Genomic DNA, 14,370 nt, shown 5'->3' on the forward strand with positions numbered 1-14,370 from the left:
TCAAATGATTAACTGGTCTTGGCTATTAAAGCAAGCAAAACGTCATCGACCACGATTAATTGCCGCTAACCTTATCGCTATCGTTGCAACCTTGGTTAGTGTTCCTATTCCACTATTAATGCCATTAATGGTGGATGAAGTATTACTTAATAAACCAGCCAATGGCATTGCCTTCTTAAACGCCTTTTTACCTGAATCTCTTCAAGAGGCTGGCGCTTATATTATCCTTGTACTTGTCATGATCGTTATCATGCGCATTATTAGCCAAGTCTTGAACATCCTACAAAGCCGCCAATTTACCTTGGTAGCTAAAGACGTAACTTACCTACTCCGTCAACGCTTGATCGATAAATTAGGCCGTATCAGTATGCGGCAGTACGAAGAACGCGGCAGCGGCGGTATTACATCGCACTTAATTACTGATATTGAAACCATTGATAAATTTGTTGGCGATACACTCAGCCGATTCTTAGTGAGTTTACTAACGCTTATTGGTACCGCGAGTATTTTGCTTTGGTTAAATTGGCAGTTAGGCTTATTCATCTTATTGGTGAACCCGATTGTTGTTTACGCTTCGCGTCTAATGGGTAGCCGTGTTAAGAACCTTAAAAAACAAGAAAACCAAGCATTTGAAAAATTCCAGCAACGCTTAGTAGAAACTCTTGATGGTCTGTATCAGCTGCGAGCCGCTAATCGTGAGAAAGAATTTTTAACGCAGTTAAAATCAAGTGCCGATGAGATTCGCCACAATGCAGACAAATACGCATGGCAATCAGAAGCAGCTGGACGTGTTTCATTCCTATTGTTCTTAGTCGGATTCGAATTATTCCGTGCCGCAGCCATGTTAATGGTGATATTCAGTGATTTAACGATTGGACAGATGTTCGCTGTTTTTGGTTACCTTTGGTTTATGTTAAGTCCGGTCCAAGAGTTACTCGGGATTCAATTTGCTTGGTATAGCGCTTCGGCTGCTATGCACCGCCTCAATGGCTTGATGACATTGGAAGAAGAAGTCCGCCCTGTAGCGACCGTTAACCCGTTCACCCCAAACCAAGCTTTATCGATAGATGTGCGTGATGTCCATTTTTCTTATGATGACGATAAAGAAGTCTTACGTGGCCTAAACTTAACGATTCCAGCCGGAAAACGCGTCGCATTAGTTGGAGCATCAGGTGGTGGTAAATCAACCCTTATCCAGCTGCTATTAGGTATCTACCAAAAAGACTCTGGCGACCTATTGATCAACGGTGAGCGCATTGAAGATGTCAGCTATGAGGCATTGCGTGAAAAAATGGCGGTCGTTTTACAACAGCCCGTTCTATTTAATGACACACTGAGGCATAATCTGACATTAGGTGCTGAATATAGCGATAGTGACCTATGGCAGGCGCTTGAAATTGCACAGTTAACGGACGTAACTAAACGGCTTACGCATGGTTTAGATACTGAGATTGGTCGCCAAGGTATTCGCCTTTCAGGTGGGCAACGTCAACGTCTTGCGATTGCAAGAATGGTTCTGGCAAACCCTGATTTTGTGATTTTAGATGAAGCAACATCAGCCTTAGATACCGCGACAGAAGCTGCTTTACATACGGCACTTAATCAATTTTTGCGAGATAGAACGACATTAATTGTGGCGCACCGTTTATCTGCCGTTAAGCAAGCAGATATAATCTATGTACTTGAAGACGGAAAACTCAGCCAAGCTGGTACACATGATGAACTGGTTCGAAAAGAGGGCCTATATCAAACCTTGTATGGTTCGATACAGTCATCCAATCACGAGCAGAGTGAAGATAATCAACCGCTCACTATAGCCAGCGTCAACGTAAAATAATATAGTGTTCTTTTAAACCGCTGCTTATGCAGCGGTTATTCCATTCTGGATAAGAAAAATTTCAGAAAGACTTAAAGGATTAACCAACCCATGTCGACGGCTCGCCTGTGTCCAGGCTGTGACTTGCCAGTGATGCCTAACGTCGCCCTTCGTGGTCAGAGTGCTTACTGCCCTCGCTGTAAAACACGTTTATATAGAGGTGGCTTTACCCGATTTACGGGGGAGTTTGCTATTGCATTAGCCTGTTTAATTCTTTTTATTCCGGCACATATTTACCCCATGATCACTATCCGATTATTTGGGCAGATGATCCCAGCAACATTACCTGCAGGGACTATCACATTAGCACCTGAATTTCCGGCTGTTGCCTTTTTGATTTTATTTTGTAGCACCATAGCCCCTCTTTTAGTGACCTTGGCAGTTATGACTGCACAAGTAAGCTTAAAAATTCAGCACTTTCGGCTATTCAAATCTTCAATGTGGATCATCCAACATCTAAAACACTGGGCTATGTATGAAGTGTTTCTTGTCAGCCTTGGAATTTCTTGCTTTAAAGTTCAAGACTATGCTGACATTTATATTGGCCCGGGGTTGATTAGCCTTGTCATCCTTCAAATATTGATGCTGCTACTGCTTACACGGATCAGCCCAACTCGCTATTGGGAAGCATGGCAACCTGAAACAACTCATAATCCTGATGAGCTAGTGCATCACTGCCATTCTTGCCACCTCAGTCAAGGAACGAACAGCCATTGCACACGTTGCCATAGCCCATTGCATGCACGCCTACCCCATTCGATTCAAAAAACATGGGCGTATTTAATTTCAGCGACTATTTTTATTTTCCCAGCGAACTTATTCGCTATTTCGATCTTTTTAAATAATGGTAAACGTGCCGAAGACACCATTTTTTCAGGTGTTGCTCACTTGATTAAAACGGGTATGCCCGGCATCGCAGCCATTATTTTTATCGCTAGTATTGTTGTGCCAGTCGCCAAAATAGTGGGACTGGCCTACATATTGTTGTGTATTCAGTTTAAACGTCGTATTCACCACCGCTTTCGTATGCGCCTTTTTAGGATCATTCAGTGGATTGGTAAATGGTCAATGATGGATTTATTCGTAATTTCCATCATGGTGGCCTTGATTGACCGAGGACAAATACTCGATTTCACACCAGGCCCGGGCGCTGTTTCATTCGGGATTGTGGTTGTGCTAACTATGTTTGCAGCAGAAAGTTTAGATTCGCGCTTAATATGGGATAACTATGAACAACGGAAATAACAATCAACCAGAACCAGTAGATATTCACCGCGATAGGTCGGTATCTCCCCTTTGGTTACTTCCTATTTTAGCCTTTGCCCTTGCTGGATGGCTGGTCTTTAAAGCCGTAAATGATGCAGGTCAGCGGATTCAAATTCATTTTAATGATGCGGCAGGTCTAATTGCAGGGCGCACAACAATTCGCTATCAAGGACTTGAAGTCGGCATAGTACGCGATGTAACGCTATCTGATGATCTCGAAAGTATTTATGTTGAAGCCGATATCTATCCAGAAGCCGTTCAAACACTCAATACTGGTACACGCTTTTGGCTAGTAAAACCGAAAGCATCTATTACTGGTATTTCAGGTTTAGATGCTTTGGTATCAGGTAACTATATCGCGCTACAACCGGGTGAAGGTGAAGCAACGCAAAGCTTTACCGCTCTCGATGGCCAACCGTCTGACACCCCAATTGGTGCAGGGCTGTCTATTCAGCTGCGAGCTCCTGACTTAGGCTCAATCAGTATTGGTTCCCAAGTATTCTATAAGAAGATCCCTGTTGGTGAAGTGTACAACTACACCTTAAGTAACAATAATAAACGTGTCCTTGTTGATGTGTTAATTCAGCCGCAATATGCCGATTTAGTTACCAATAAAAGCCGCTTTTGGAATGTCAGCGGTATGAGTGCCAACATCAACTTCAATGGCGTTGATGTTCAGTTTGAAAGCTTATCTGCCATGATCGCTGGTGCTATCGCTTTTGATTCACCCGATGAAGGTCGAGCTATTGAAGATAACCATTTATTCCGCTTATACCCTGACCTGAATACCGCAGGCCGTGGCATCGCGATTAAAGTTGAACTACCAGAAAACAGTAACATCAGCGCAAGCGGTGCTCCGATTGTTTATCGCGGCCTTCAAATTGGCCAAATTTCAGATGTTCGCCTTGATGAAGCACGCAGCAAAATCATCGCACACGCAGCAATTGAACCTAGCATGAGCGACTTACTGAACAGCGGTTCAAGCCTACTACTTGAAGAAGCTGAATTATCGCTCACTGGTGTCAAAAACATTGGTAACTTGGTACGCGGTAACTTCCTTACCCTTATTCCAGGTGAAGGCGAACCAAGTCGGTTATTTAAAGCAATCACCAAAGATGAGCTGCAAGAGAAACAACATGGTGTAGCCACTTTCGATTTATATGCTGATAGTAGTTTTGGCATCAAGCGTGGTACGAAAATTCTGCACCGTGGTATTGCCGTGGGCCGTGTAACCCATGTAAAACTAGAAAAAGACAAAGTGCGCTTTAGCGTTATTGTTAATACTGAATATACATCGCTTATTGGTTCAGCCAGTCGCTTCTATATAGATGGTGGCATTAAAGCGAATCTAAGCAGCAAAGGGTTAGATGTTAGCTTGCCACCGGCAGAACAGTTGATCAGCAACGGCATTAGTTTCACCAGTGGCGGCAGTAAGAAAATCGCGAAAAATTACACTTTATATAGCAGTGAACGCCTAGCAACACTAGCAGCAGAGACAGCAAAAGGTTTTGCTCGCTTCACCTTAGTAGCAAACGAACTACCACCAGTTTCTGAAGGTAGCCCTGTACTCTACCGCAACCTACAAGTCGGTGAAGTTACAAGCTACGCATTAACTGCATCTGGCGTAACCTTATCGTTAAACATTGAAAATAAATACCGCCATTTAGTTACCCAAAATACGGTTTTCTGGAATCGTTCTGGCGTTGAGGTTGAGGCAGGTTTAAGTGGCGTAAAAATTACCGCCTCCCCTGTCGCAACATTAATTAAAGGCGGCGTCGCCTTTGATGATATTGATGGTGTTAGTAACAAACAAAATGGTCGCTTTAAGCTTTATTCTAGCTTAAAGGATGCTCGTAATTTCGGACAAGAAATCCAACTAACGGCAAGCGATGCTCGTGCACTTGCTGTAGGCACTGAAATCCGTTACCAAGGCATTGCCATTGGTAAAATTACGACTATTACGCCTAATTTCGACAAAGGGAATGTGAACATTAGCGCTCGCCTTTTCCCTCAGTTTGCCGACGTTATCGCCCGAGCGGGCAGCTACTTCTGGATTGTGAAGCCGAAACTGAGCCTGACTGAAACTAAAAACTTGGACAGCTTATTAAGCTCTTATATTTCAGTGGACCCTGGAAAAGGTATTAAACAGCAGACCTTTAACCTTGGCAGTGCTGAGTTATTAAACTCAGGGCTTACCGTGGTATTGGAAAGCGAGAAGCGTAATTCAATAAGCGAAGGGACACCGCTGCTTTACCGCGATATCCAAGTTGGCCAAGTTGTAAAAGTTAGCCTTGGTGATTTAGCCGATCGCGTAATGATTGAAGCACAAATAGAACAGAAATATCGCCATCTTGTTCGTAAAGATAGCGTGTTCTGGAATGTCTCTGGGTTTGATGTATCGATTGGCATTACTGGCGCAACCGTCAATAGCGGTACCGTCGATAGTTTGATCCGTGGTGGCATTGCCTTTGCGACACCAGAAGCTCACCCACTAGCACCTATTGCTAAAGCGGACTCACACTTCCTACTTCATAAACAGGCGAAGTCTGAGTGGAAAGATTGGCGCACTGCGATCCCGCGCGATTAACGACATTCGCAAAAGTTAACTAATGATCTACTAAAAGGAGCATTTCGATGCTCCTTTTTTATTCCCTTAAACCTATTTACCTCATACTGCCTATTGCCATAGATGCTTAACGCTGTGATTTGATATACACTCTCGCCCATCAATGCCTGTTATCGAGATACTCCCTTGCATTCAAAAATCTATATCCCTGAAGACTTCATCGAACTTATTCGTCAAACCATGCCAGAAAACCTGAATATGGATGATTTTCTCGCCTGCTGTAAGACCCCACTTCGACGTAGTATTCGTATTAATACCTTAAAGATCAGTGTGGAAGACTTCCTAGCCCGTGTTGCGGACAAAGATTGGACATTAACCCCTGTACCTTGGTGTGATACTGGATTTTGGATTGAACGAGAAGATGAAAACACCGTCTCGCTTGGCAATACAGCAGAACACCTTGCTGGGCTTTTTTATATTCAAGAAGCCAGCTCAATGATGCCTGTTACTGCACTTCTTAAAAACAACGATCAATTAGATTGCGTGTTGGATATGGCATCAGCACCGGGTTCTAAAACCACTCAGATTGCTTGCGCGATGCAAAACAAAGGGGCATTAGTCGCCAATGAGCTAGCAGCAAGCCGTATCAAAGTGTTGCACTCTAACTTACAACGTTGTGGTGTGTATAACGCATCATTGACGCACTTTGATGGTTGTGTCTTTGGCGGGTGGGCACCTGAAGCATTTGACTCTATTTTACTGGATGCGCCTTGTTCAGGTGAAGGGGCTATTCGTAAAGATGAAGATGCAATGGCGAACTGGTCATTAGCATCTATCGACAGTATTGCTGAAGTACAGCGCAACTTGATTGTGAGTGCATTTCAAGCCCTTAAACCGGGCGGTGTGATGGTGTATTCAACCTGCACACTCAACCAAACTGAAAATCAGCAGGTATGTCACTTCTTGAAAGAGACCTTTGGTGATGCCGTACAGTTTGAACCATTGGATGACTTATTCGACGGGGCAGCACAATCGACAACAGAAGAAGGCTTCTTGCATGTCTACCCCCAGATTTTTGATAGCGAAGGCTTCTTTGTTGCCCGCATTCGAAAACTGACTTCGGTAGAGTCTCCTGAAGTCAAAAAACGTATGGGTAAATTCCCCTTCTCGATCTTGGCTGAAAAAGACAAACAAGATATTGCAGCAAGCCTGAAAGCAACGCTGGATATTACCCTACCGCACGAAAGCGATGTCTGGGTTCGCGACAAAGAACTGTGGTTATTCCCACAAAACTTAAAACCACTACTCACTGAAATTCGTTTTCAGCGTATGGGCATTAAGTTGGCAGAACAACATAAAAAAGGCTATCGCTGGCAACACGAAGCGATCATGGCCCTAGCATCAGGTCAAGAAAGCGTATCGGTTGATCTAACGGCGGAACAAGCTAAAGAGTGGTTTATGGGCCGAGACATTCGCCCAGAGGACCTTTCAGGTAAAGGGGAAGTCATCGTAAACTACCGAGATTACCCAATTGGCATTGGCAAATGGGTCGGCAACCGCATCAAAAATGGTTTGCCACGAGAAATGGTTCGAGACACCAATTTATTCGATATCTAATCGACTGTATTTAGGTTGATTCCAATTCTCATTGCTAAAACTGGTAAATTGTACTGCGTGAACTAACATTGATAGTGTAATTGATCTCCATTTACTAACCAGTTAGCGCAAGGCTCTCACGAGAGCCATTCCCCTAAGCCCGAGACAGGAGTCGTTTCGGGCTATTTTTTGCCTGTTACCCACCAACAGTCACCTTTGCAGTTCAGTTTTGAACAATAACTGCCAAGATATTTGAATACTCGTTCGGTTTTTTTGAACAAGTTGACCAAGCTTTTGAGCTGTTTCTTCTCACACAAGAAATCTATATTAATGCCTACGCAAAAAAGCATTTAATGTAGGAAAAAATAATGGCTAACGTTCTAGTTCTTAAATCAAGCATCCTTGGTGGCTATTCACAGTCAAACGCATTAATCGATCATTTATTAACAAGCTGGGAAGGTAAAACACAATCAATTATTGAGCGTGATTTAGCTGCAAACCCAGTACCAATGTTAGATGCAGATGTCGCGAATGCACTTCGTGGTGGTGACAATCTAAGCGAGAAACAGCAAGCTGCACTAGCAATGTCAGATCAGTTAATTGAAGAGCTACAGATCAGCGATACCATTATCATTGCTGCACCTATGTATAACTTCACTATTCCGACTCAACTTAAAAACTGGTTCGATTTAATTGCACGTGCTGGTATTACCTTCTCGTACACAGAGCAAGGCCCTGTAGGCTTACTTAAAGATAAAAAAGTGATTGTTGTGACAACACGCGGCGGCATTCACAAAGGCGCAGCATCTGACACGCTTGTACCTTACTTGCAGAATATTCTTGGCTTTGTTGGTCTAGACAATGTTGAGTTTGTTTACGGTGAAGCGCTTGCGATGGGTGATGAACTAGCGTCACAATCAATCACCGACGCAAAAAGCACTCTAGCCCAGCTAAGCGCTTAATCATAGATTCAGATCGATAATACGATCCTATGGTAAAAACAAAAAACGAGGCCAAAAGCCTCGTTTTTTATGATTGCATAAGAAATGAATTCTTTGCTTAAGTCTGTGTATGACTTATTTTTTCTTTTCCATCATCGCTTTTAAATCAGCGAATGGGTTAAACGTTGCCGCTTCATGGTCGTTTTCACCCGCTTTGACTACACTGCCTGACTGCTGATCATGCTCTGTGTATTTTTCATGCTCATGGTCATGACAAAACAAGCAAAGCAGTTCCCAGTTACTACCGTCGGCTGGGTTGTTGGTGTGGTCATGGTCAGCATGGTGAACGGTTAATTCACGAAGATTTGAATACACAAACTCGCGTGAACAACGGCCGCATACCCAAGGGTATAGTTTTAATGCTTTCTCTCGGTAGCCTTGCTCTTGACGTGCATATGCAGCACTAGTGCCGTTATAATCTGATGACATAAGTAACCCTGATAATCTGTAAATCCAACACTGCGAATTTACCGCAATTCACTACTAGATTAATAGTATTTCGCACATAAAATGTGGTCTTATACGCCATCGAACATGACAGCCAACTATTAACTCGCCTTTTTAGTGACACCGTCACTCTTTTTGAGCGAATCATTCATAAATTGTGATATCAATTTGATCGCTTCTTTAGCTTCATTCAACTGGTAAAACAACGGGTACACATGTGGCACACCTTTAACTATATTCAGTGTCACGTCGCCTCCCGCTTCTCCCATTTTTTCTGCTAAACGGATCGCATCATCCATCAGTAGTTCTTCTGTTCCTGCAGTAACAAAACACGGTGGCAATCCATTTAGCTCAGCATAAAATGGTGAGATATCTGGATCGCAAGGGTTGTTATTACCTAAGTAATTATTCCGCATTAACAATAAACTGCTTAGATCAAAAAATGGGTCATCTTTGCTTTTCACAAAGGCCGACTCTCCCGTTACTGCCATATCAGTGACTGGCGATAGCAACACAATGCCAGCAGGCATGCGCATTTTCATATCACGTAAACGTAAGAGCGTCGCAAGCGCGAGATTGCCCCCAGCAGAATCCCCTGCAAAAAGAATGTTCTGCGGCAGGTAACCTTTCACAAGTAGTGCTTGATATACGGCATAGCACTCATCTAAAGCCGCTGGGTACGGTTTTTCAGGTGCAAGGCTGTAATTAATCATCAAACCACGAGATTTGGTTTGTTGGGCTAATCGCCCCACAAAGGCGTTGTGAATGTTTGGGCTATAAAAGCAGAAACCACCGCCGTGAAAATATAATATGATCTTGTTACCACTACTTTTGGGCATGTCGACCCAATCGCAACCAACATTTGCAAATTTAGTGGGTGTTACGTCAAGGCCTTTTGGAGTCGAGATTAACGCTCCAAAATTATCAATATTTAAGATCAGCTCGCGCATTTCTAATGTTGAATTACAGCGAGCAAGTCGCTGTCGCATTACACGATAAAGTAACTTATTGAATGCACGATTACGCCAACTATCCATAACCACCACCTTAGTTCAGTATCAGTTGGCTCCTAAAAAGGAACAACCTTGATATAAACGTAGAAGCTCACAGCTTAGTTGGTCAATGACATCTACGAGACTCGTGACAAAAATAATACATTTTCATGTCATAAGTACGTTACATGACCCGCTTTTTCTTTGTATACCGTGGCACTTTTATGTTTGATAAATGCAAAAAAGAGGCACATGCATGGCTCACGTGCCTCTGAACCCTAACGTCGCTGAAACGCTAGGAAAAGACTACAGCTTCAAGGCTGGCATTCTCCGCTGTAGTCTTAAACTGGCAATTATTGTACTTCAGCCAGTTTTTCGACAGCTTCTGTTAGCTTGTCGATTTTATCATCCATACGCTCTAGTTTTTCACGGTCGACACCACTTAGACGGTAGAATAAATCATTCATGCCCGCTTCCACTTCGTCAGTCGCTTTTTCTGCATTTTTACCAATGCACTCTTTTGTTTCAATCTCAACTTCTTTGCCGCGCTCTACAAGCTCGTCAAAAACAGTTGTTGTTTTTTCGTTGATTTGTTGTGCTTCTTCAAGGGTGCGGCTGTATAAACCTAGGCCTGCAAGCCAAATGTTACGTGCAACACCTTCACCATTTTCTACGACATTTTTTGCCGCTTTCACTACTGTTTTATCGATCATTTTGCTATCCCCCTGCGTCAAGCGCTGGTTCTATGATTAATCAATACCAAAGCAAGCTGCCACTGCTTTAGAGTTAGAACTTATACTGGTTTTGCTGCTTCTTTCTGAGCTTCAACAGGTTTAGCTGTTGGTTTCTCAGGTGTTGCTTGAACCACTGGACGTGCTGCAATTACTGGTTTCACTTCCGTCACAGGTTTAACTGTTTCTTTTGGTGCTTCAGCAGGTTTAGTTTCTAGTGCTTTAGGCTCAGCGGCTTTCGCTGGCTTACGGCGTGCAACACTTGGCTTACGCGTAGTAGCCTTAGCTGCGGGCTTTTTTGCTTCCACTTTTTTAGCCGGCGCTTTTTTCGCGGCTTCCTGCTGACGAACAAGTAACTTCTCAATGGTGTCTGTTAGTTGATCAATTTTGTCATCAACTTGGTCTAGACGTTCATTATCTAAACCCACCAACTTTTGAACCACTTGATGTACACGTTCTTCAATAGCCACGGTTGTTTGGCTACGTGCTGTATGTACGCGCTCTTTCGTGGTTGATTCAACTTCACGACCGCGCTCAATTAGCTCATCAAAAAGGCTCATGCCTTTGCTAGAAATTTGATTAACTTCTTCAGCACTTTTTGCATAAGCGCCTAATCCAGCTAGCCAAATGTTATAGACCATGGCGTCACGCATTGGGCTATTCGCCACCTTGTTTGATTCGCCTGATGTACGTTTAAAGATGCCCATGAGTGTGCTCTCCTTACATGAATTACAACTGTTGTCAGCCAGTTGTTTCCCTGACTGCTTAACTACAGAATACGAATTTCAATTAGAGTGTTCTTACTAAATAAGAAATTTATTGTGGGCAAGATCAAATATTTAGGAGATTGCGATTTTTAGCGTGATATAGGGAGGAAAAGTGTATTTGCTTATAACTAATAAAACAAAAAGCAGCATGCTGATAAGACTAAGCATGCTGCTGATATAAGAGCCAGAGAGCATCGCCGTTAGTATTAGAAATCAGGCGTCAGGAGTTGATCTAAGCGCTGTACAATATTTTGCTCTATAGATGAAGAAAATAAACTCGCAGCAAAACCTAAACGTAGCTCTATCGTTATTTTTCCGTCTTCTGCTAACATAAAACCACGGGCTGATGAGTGGCGAATTTCTAACTTCTCATTATTCCACCCCCAACGAATACCATATTCCTGCGCTAATTCTTCCGCGATGCTCTCAGATAAAGCGGCAATATGGTCAAACTGGTGGTCATGTTCTCGTTCAATAAAAATTGTCACAGTTGCTTCCATTCAGTCGTGTAACTACCAATAGTCTAACTAATTAAATACTTACTCAAACGGTATATTCGCTGGTAAGGCGATATACTCTACAAATTAGTTTAACTCTTTTCTGTGTTACAGGTCGGATCTCTTTAAATTTCTATTACGAAAAACACCTTTGGCTATTGAACTTACCCACAACGCCCCACCCGCAGCAATTACCGCTCCTTTCATTGCTCTGTGGTAGGGGCTTTTTTCTGAAGGCGACAAAAAACTACCAGCCAATATCCCTAGTCCAGCTATTTTTATAAAACGATTTTTTTCACCAACCACTAAATAACCGCCAAATGCGACAACCATCAGCCGTTGGAATTGCGTACACTCCACGGGTAAACCATGGGCTTGCCGAACAAACTGCTCACAATTCTGTGTAAAGATGTTATAGGGCGTACCAACGAACTTTTTAGCATGTAAGAATGCCAGCTTTGGGTTATTACTTGTGATTGAACTCACAATAACCTCACGTCCCTCTGCAAACTCATCGATTGTATCAAATTGAACTTGCCGACGTTTTTTAGAGTTATGTATTACTCCGCCTCTACCATCTGACATTCCATAATGCCAATATGATGTACAACGAATTTTTAAAACAGTTCCGATGGGATACGCTCTAGATTCCATGATTTGCCTTTAAACTCACTATCACGTAAAAAGTTTAGCTGTAAATTTCCAGTTTCACCTCAGAACACCGTTTTGTCTCAATTTTAGGATTTTAATAAATCACAAATTTATTAAACAGCAGCATAAAATTTTATTGTTAATACTTTAAGTAACAAATAAAGAAATGCGTTTAATTTGTATGAGTTTATTGGCGGTATATGATGTTAATAAAGCAAATGCAACAAGCAACGATGACACTTGTATTAGCAATTTTTGTGTTAAACGGTTGCCAATCTGTCCCTAAAGAGCCTGATCAGGCAGCAATAAAAGCAGAACAAGATTTACTGGCTTTAAACCGTGTATTTAAGCCTGTTGGTAAACTGACAGAATGTAAAATTTCCCACCATCAATTTGATGGTAGCTACATTGCAACGGGTAAAGTACCGCATTATCTTTATAACTCCCCTGTACATAATCACATTGCCCCGGTGCTTGCTGATGAAGCCACACGCCATCAATATGATATGTGGGATACACTTGCCGCCAATATGGAAATGCCCATCCCTAATAATCGCCGCATTCGTTACTACCGAAAATGGTTTATTACTAAACCTGAGCATATTGATACAGTAACAACGCGAGCCCAGCCTTTTTTATTTTATATTTATGAACAAGTTGAGGCTCGTGATTTGCCAATGGAGCTGGTACTCCTCCCTTTTATCGAAAGTTCTTTTGATCAGTTCGCCTATTCAAGCCAAGGGGCTTCAGGACTATGGCAGATTACCCGCGCAACAGGTAAAACCTTCGGCTTGAAGTATTGGCAGGGGTACGATGGTCGACGCGATATTATTGCATCGACTGATGCCGCACTTGATCTACTTGAATATCTTCACAAAAAATTTAAAGGAAACTGGCTACACGCTATCGCAGCATACAATACCGGTGAAGGACGTGTACGAAATGCCATTAAGAAGAATAGAGCAGCGGGGAAACCGACAGACTTCTGGTCTTTACAATTACCCAAAGAGACCCGTTTATACGTGCCAAAACTATTAGCGATGTCTTCTATTATTCAGCATAAAAATCATTACGGTTTACAGCTTAATTCCATTAAGCCTCAGCCAGTGGTGAGCGAAGTAATTATTAACAAACGGGTAAAGTTAAAGACTATCGCTAAAGATGCGAAGATCAGCAGCAAAGAGCTATATGCCTTAAACCCTGGTTATACTGGTGGCTATACAGTCAAAGGACGTGACAACAAGTTACTGCTGCCAAGGGATGCACTTACCTCCTTTTATAATCGTGAAAATGTGCGATATACAAAATACCGCTTTCATATTCATCAAATTAAGCCTGGTGATTCTTTGAATGAGATTGCACAACTCAACAACACTACCGTTTCTTTGCTAAGACAACTCAACGATCTGACTGGATCCTTTATCACTGCCGGACAGCAACTGATTATCCCCCCACGATAGTTTAAACAGGGTTATTAATCTTCCCCAAAAATATAAAACCCAATAAAAAATCTCATACTGATACTTAAATGGGTATGAGATTTTTCAGTTGTCACAAACAGTAGATGTTTATTGTTTAGGAGCTTGTTACTTAGATATCAACTATTGCGAACTGTTGCTGGTTGCGGCCATTTTGGAGTAGGCAATCTTATCAAAATAGGTACTGATCTCTGTCAATGAGATTCGATCGTCACTGTAAGCTTGTGCTGTTGCTTCCATTTGATGAAGTAGCTGTACATCTACTTCATTATGGGAAAGCGACAAACCAATCAATATCCCTGCCATTAAACAAGCTGGTGCGATAAGGCTGCGCACTCCAACTAATGTACACAAACCAAATGCTGACATAATGGTTGCAACATAAACACTCCAGCTGCTTTCTACAAAAAAAGCCATATAAATTGCTAACCCTTGCAGCAATGCACCTAATATCAGAAACAATAACTTCATTATTTATGCCCTTCCTTGTGGCCAATAAAAC

Annotated in this window: 13 protein-coding genes; 6 read left to right on the top strand and 7 right to left on the bottom strand. The window is 42.4% G+C overall.

Translation table 11 applies throughout. The annotated features are described in order from the left end of the window. Positions 1-4 precede the first annotated feature (4 nt). From OCU87_RS09625 to OCU87_RS09645, 5 genes are all read left to right on the top strand, one after another. Positions 5-1,837, top strand: a complete 1,833-nt coding sequence (locus OCU87_RS09625; RefSeq protein WP_261858365.1) for an ABC transporter ATP-binding protein — start codon at positions 5-7, stop codon at positions 1,835-1,837. A gap of 90 nt (positions 1,838-1,927) precedes the next feature. Continuing rightward, positions 1,928-3,121 (top strand): paraquat-inducible protein A, encoded by a 1,194-nt coding sequence (locus OCU87_RS09630; RefSeq protein ID WP_261857000.1) that lies wholly within the window; start codon positions 1,928-1,930, stop codon positions 3,119-3,121. Continuing rightward, the gene (locus tag OCU87_RS09635; RefSeq protein ID WP_094957236.1) at positions 3,105-5,729 is read left to right on the top strand and encodes an MlaD family protein; all 2,625 of its coding nucleotides are present in this window, start codon (positions 3,105-3,107) and stop codon (positions 5,727-5,729) included. Before OCU87_RS09630 ends, OCU87_RS09635 begins: the two co-directional genes overlap by 17 nt. Before the next feature lie 165 nt (positions 5,730-5,894). Further along, entirely contained in the window at positions 5,895-7,325 is a 1,431-nt protein-coding gene (rsmF, locus tag OCU87_RS09640; RefSeq protein WP_062690592.1) for a 16S rRNA (cytosine(1407)-C(5))-methyltransferase RsmF, read from the top strand. Positions 7,326-7,672: 347 nt separating this feature from the next. Beyond that, a complete protein-coding gene (locus OCU87_RS09645) occupies positions 7,673-8,266 on the top strand; it encodes an FMN-dependent NADH-azoreductase (RefSeq protein ID WP_261857001.1) in 594 nt (197 codons plus the stop codon). Between the two features lie 114 nt (positions 8,267-8,380). Here the strand turns inward: OCU87_RS09645 and OCU87_RS09650 are convergent, their stop codons facing one another. From OCU87_RS09650 to OCU87_RS09675, 6 genes are all read right to left on the bottom strand, one after another. Then, complete coding sequence (locus OCU87_RS09650; protein WP_062690590.1) at positions 8,381-8,734, bottom strand: YajD family HNH nuclease; 354 nt, start codon at positions 8,732-8,734, stop codon at positions 8,381-8,383. 119 nt (positions 8,735-8,853) lie between these two features. Next, positions 8,854-9,789 carry an alpha/beta hydrolase gene (locus OCU87_RS09655; protein WP_062690589.1) on the bottom strand — a complete coding sequence of 312 codons (936 nt, stop codon included), beginning with the start codon at positions 9,787-9,789 and terminating at the stop codon, positions 8,854-8,856. A 308-nt stretch (positions 9,790-10,097) separates the two neighbouring features. Beyond that, positions 10,098-10,457, bottom strand: coding sequence for a phasin family protein (locus OCU87_RS09660; RefSeq protein WP_062690588.1), 360 nt, complete (start codon positions 10,455-10,457; stop codon positions 10,098-10,100). Between the two features lie 80 nt (positions 10,458-10,537). Beyond that, positions 10,538-11,182, bottom strand: a complete 645-nt coding sequence (locus OCU87_RS09665) for a phasin-related domain-containing protein (protein WP_094957234.1) — start codon at positions 11,180-11,182, stop codon at positions 10,538-10,540. A gap of 266 nt (positions 11,183-11,448) precedes the next feature. Beyond that, positions 11,449-11,730 carry a polyhydroxyalkanoic acid system family protein gene (locus tag OCU87_RS09670; protein WP_062690692.1) on the bottom strand — a complete coding sequence of 94 codons (282 nt, stop codon included), beginning with the start codon at positions 11,728-11,730 and terminating at the stop codon, positions 11,449-11,451. Between the two features lie 117 nt (positions 11,731-11,847). Continuing rightward, on the bottom strand, positions 11,848-12,393 hold the full coding sequence (locus OCU87_RS09675) for a lecithin retinol acyltransferase family protein (protein WP_062690587.1): 546 nt from the start codon (positions 12,391-12,393) through the stop codon (positions 11,848-11,850). 197 nt (positions 12,394-12,590) lie between these two features. On the opposite strand from OCU87_RS09675, the gene OCU87_RS09680 reads away from it, so the two are divergent. Beyond that, entirely contained in the window at positions 12,591-13,850 is a 1,260-nt protein-coding gene (locus OCU87_RS09680) for a transglycosylase SLT domain-containing protein (protein ID WP_261857002.1), read from the top strand. Positions 13,851-13,991: 141 nt separating this feature from the next. Here OCU87_RS09680 and OCU87_RS09685 read toward each other — a convergent pair whose 3' ends face one another. After that, positions 13,992-14,339, bottom strand: a complete 348-nt coding sequence (locus tag OCU87_RS09685) for a hypothetical protein (protein WP_261857003.1) — start codon at positions 14,337-14,339, stop codon at positions 13,992-13,994. Positions 14,340-14,370: the final 31 nt, after the last annotated feature.

It is taken from the genome of Photobacterium sanguinicancri (genome assembly GCF_024346675.1).
GTDB classification, from domain to species: Bacteria; Pseudomonadota; Gammaproteobacteria; order Enterobacterales; family Vibrionaceae; genus Photobacterium; species Photobacterium sanguinicancri.

What these genes read in the sequence shown, in the direction of transcription:
- OCU87_RS09680 (WP_261857002.1), top strand. Translation starts at nt 12,591, where the DNA reads ATGATGTTAATAAAGCAAATGCAACAAGCAACGATGACACTTGTATTA.
- OCU87_RS09685 (WP_261857003.1), bottom strand. Translation starts at nt 14,339, where the DNA reads ATGAAGTTATTGTTTCTGATATTAGGTGCATTGCTGCAAGGGTTAGCA.
- OCU87_RS09635 (WP_094957236.1), top strand. Translation starts at nt 3,105, where the DNA reads ATGAACAACGGAAATAACAATCAACCAGAACCAGTAGATATTCACCGC.
- OCU87_RS09650 (WP_062690590.1), bottom strand. Translation starts at nt 8,734, where the DNA reads ATGTCATCAGATTATAACGGCACTAGTGCTGCATATGCACGTCAAGAG.
- OCU87_RS09665 (WP_094957234.1), bottom strand. Translation starts at nt 11,182, where the DNA reads ATGGGCATCTTTAAACGTACATCAGGCGAATCAAACAAGGTGGCGAAT.
- OCU87_RS09645 (WP_261857001.1), top strand. Translation starts at nt 7,673, where the DNA reads ATGGCTAACGTTCTAGTTCTTAAATCAAGCATCCTTGGTGGCTATTCA.
- OCU87_RS09625 (WP_261858365.1), top strand. Translation starts at nt 5, where the DNA reads ATGATTAACTGGTCTTGGCTATTAAAGCAAGCAAAACGTCATCGACCA.
- OCU87_RS09630 (WP_261857000.1), top strand. Translation starts at nt 1,928, where the DNA reads ATGTCGACGGCTCGCCTGTGTCCAGGCTGTGACTTGCCAGTGATGCCT.
- OCU87_RS09660 (WP_062690588.1), bottom strand. Translation starts at nt 10,457, where the DNA reads ATGATCGATAAAACAGTAGTGAAAGCGGCAAAAAATGTCGTAGAAAAT.
- OCU87_RS09675 (WP_062690587.1), bottom strand. Translation starts at nt 12,393, where the DNA reads ATGGAATCTAGAGCGTATCCCATCGGAACTGTTTTAAAAATTCGTTGT.
- OCU87_RS09655 (WP_062690589.1), bottom strand. Translation starts at nt 9,789, where the DNA reads ATGGATAGTTGGCGTAATCGTGCATTCAATAAGTTACTTTATCGTGTA.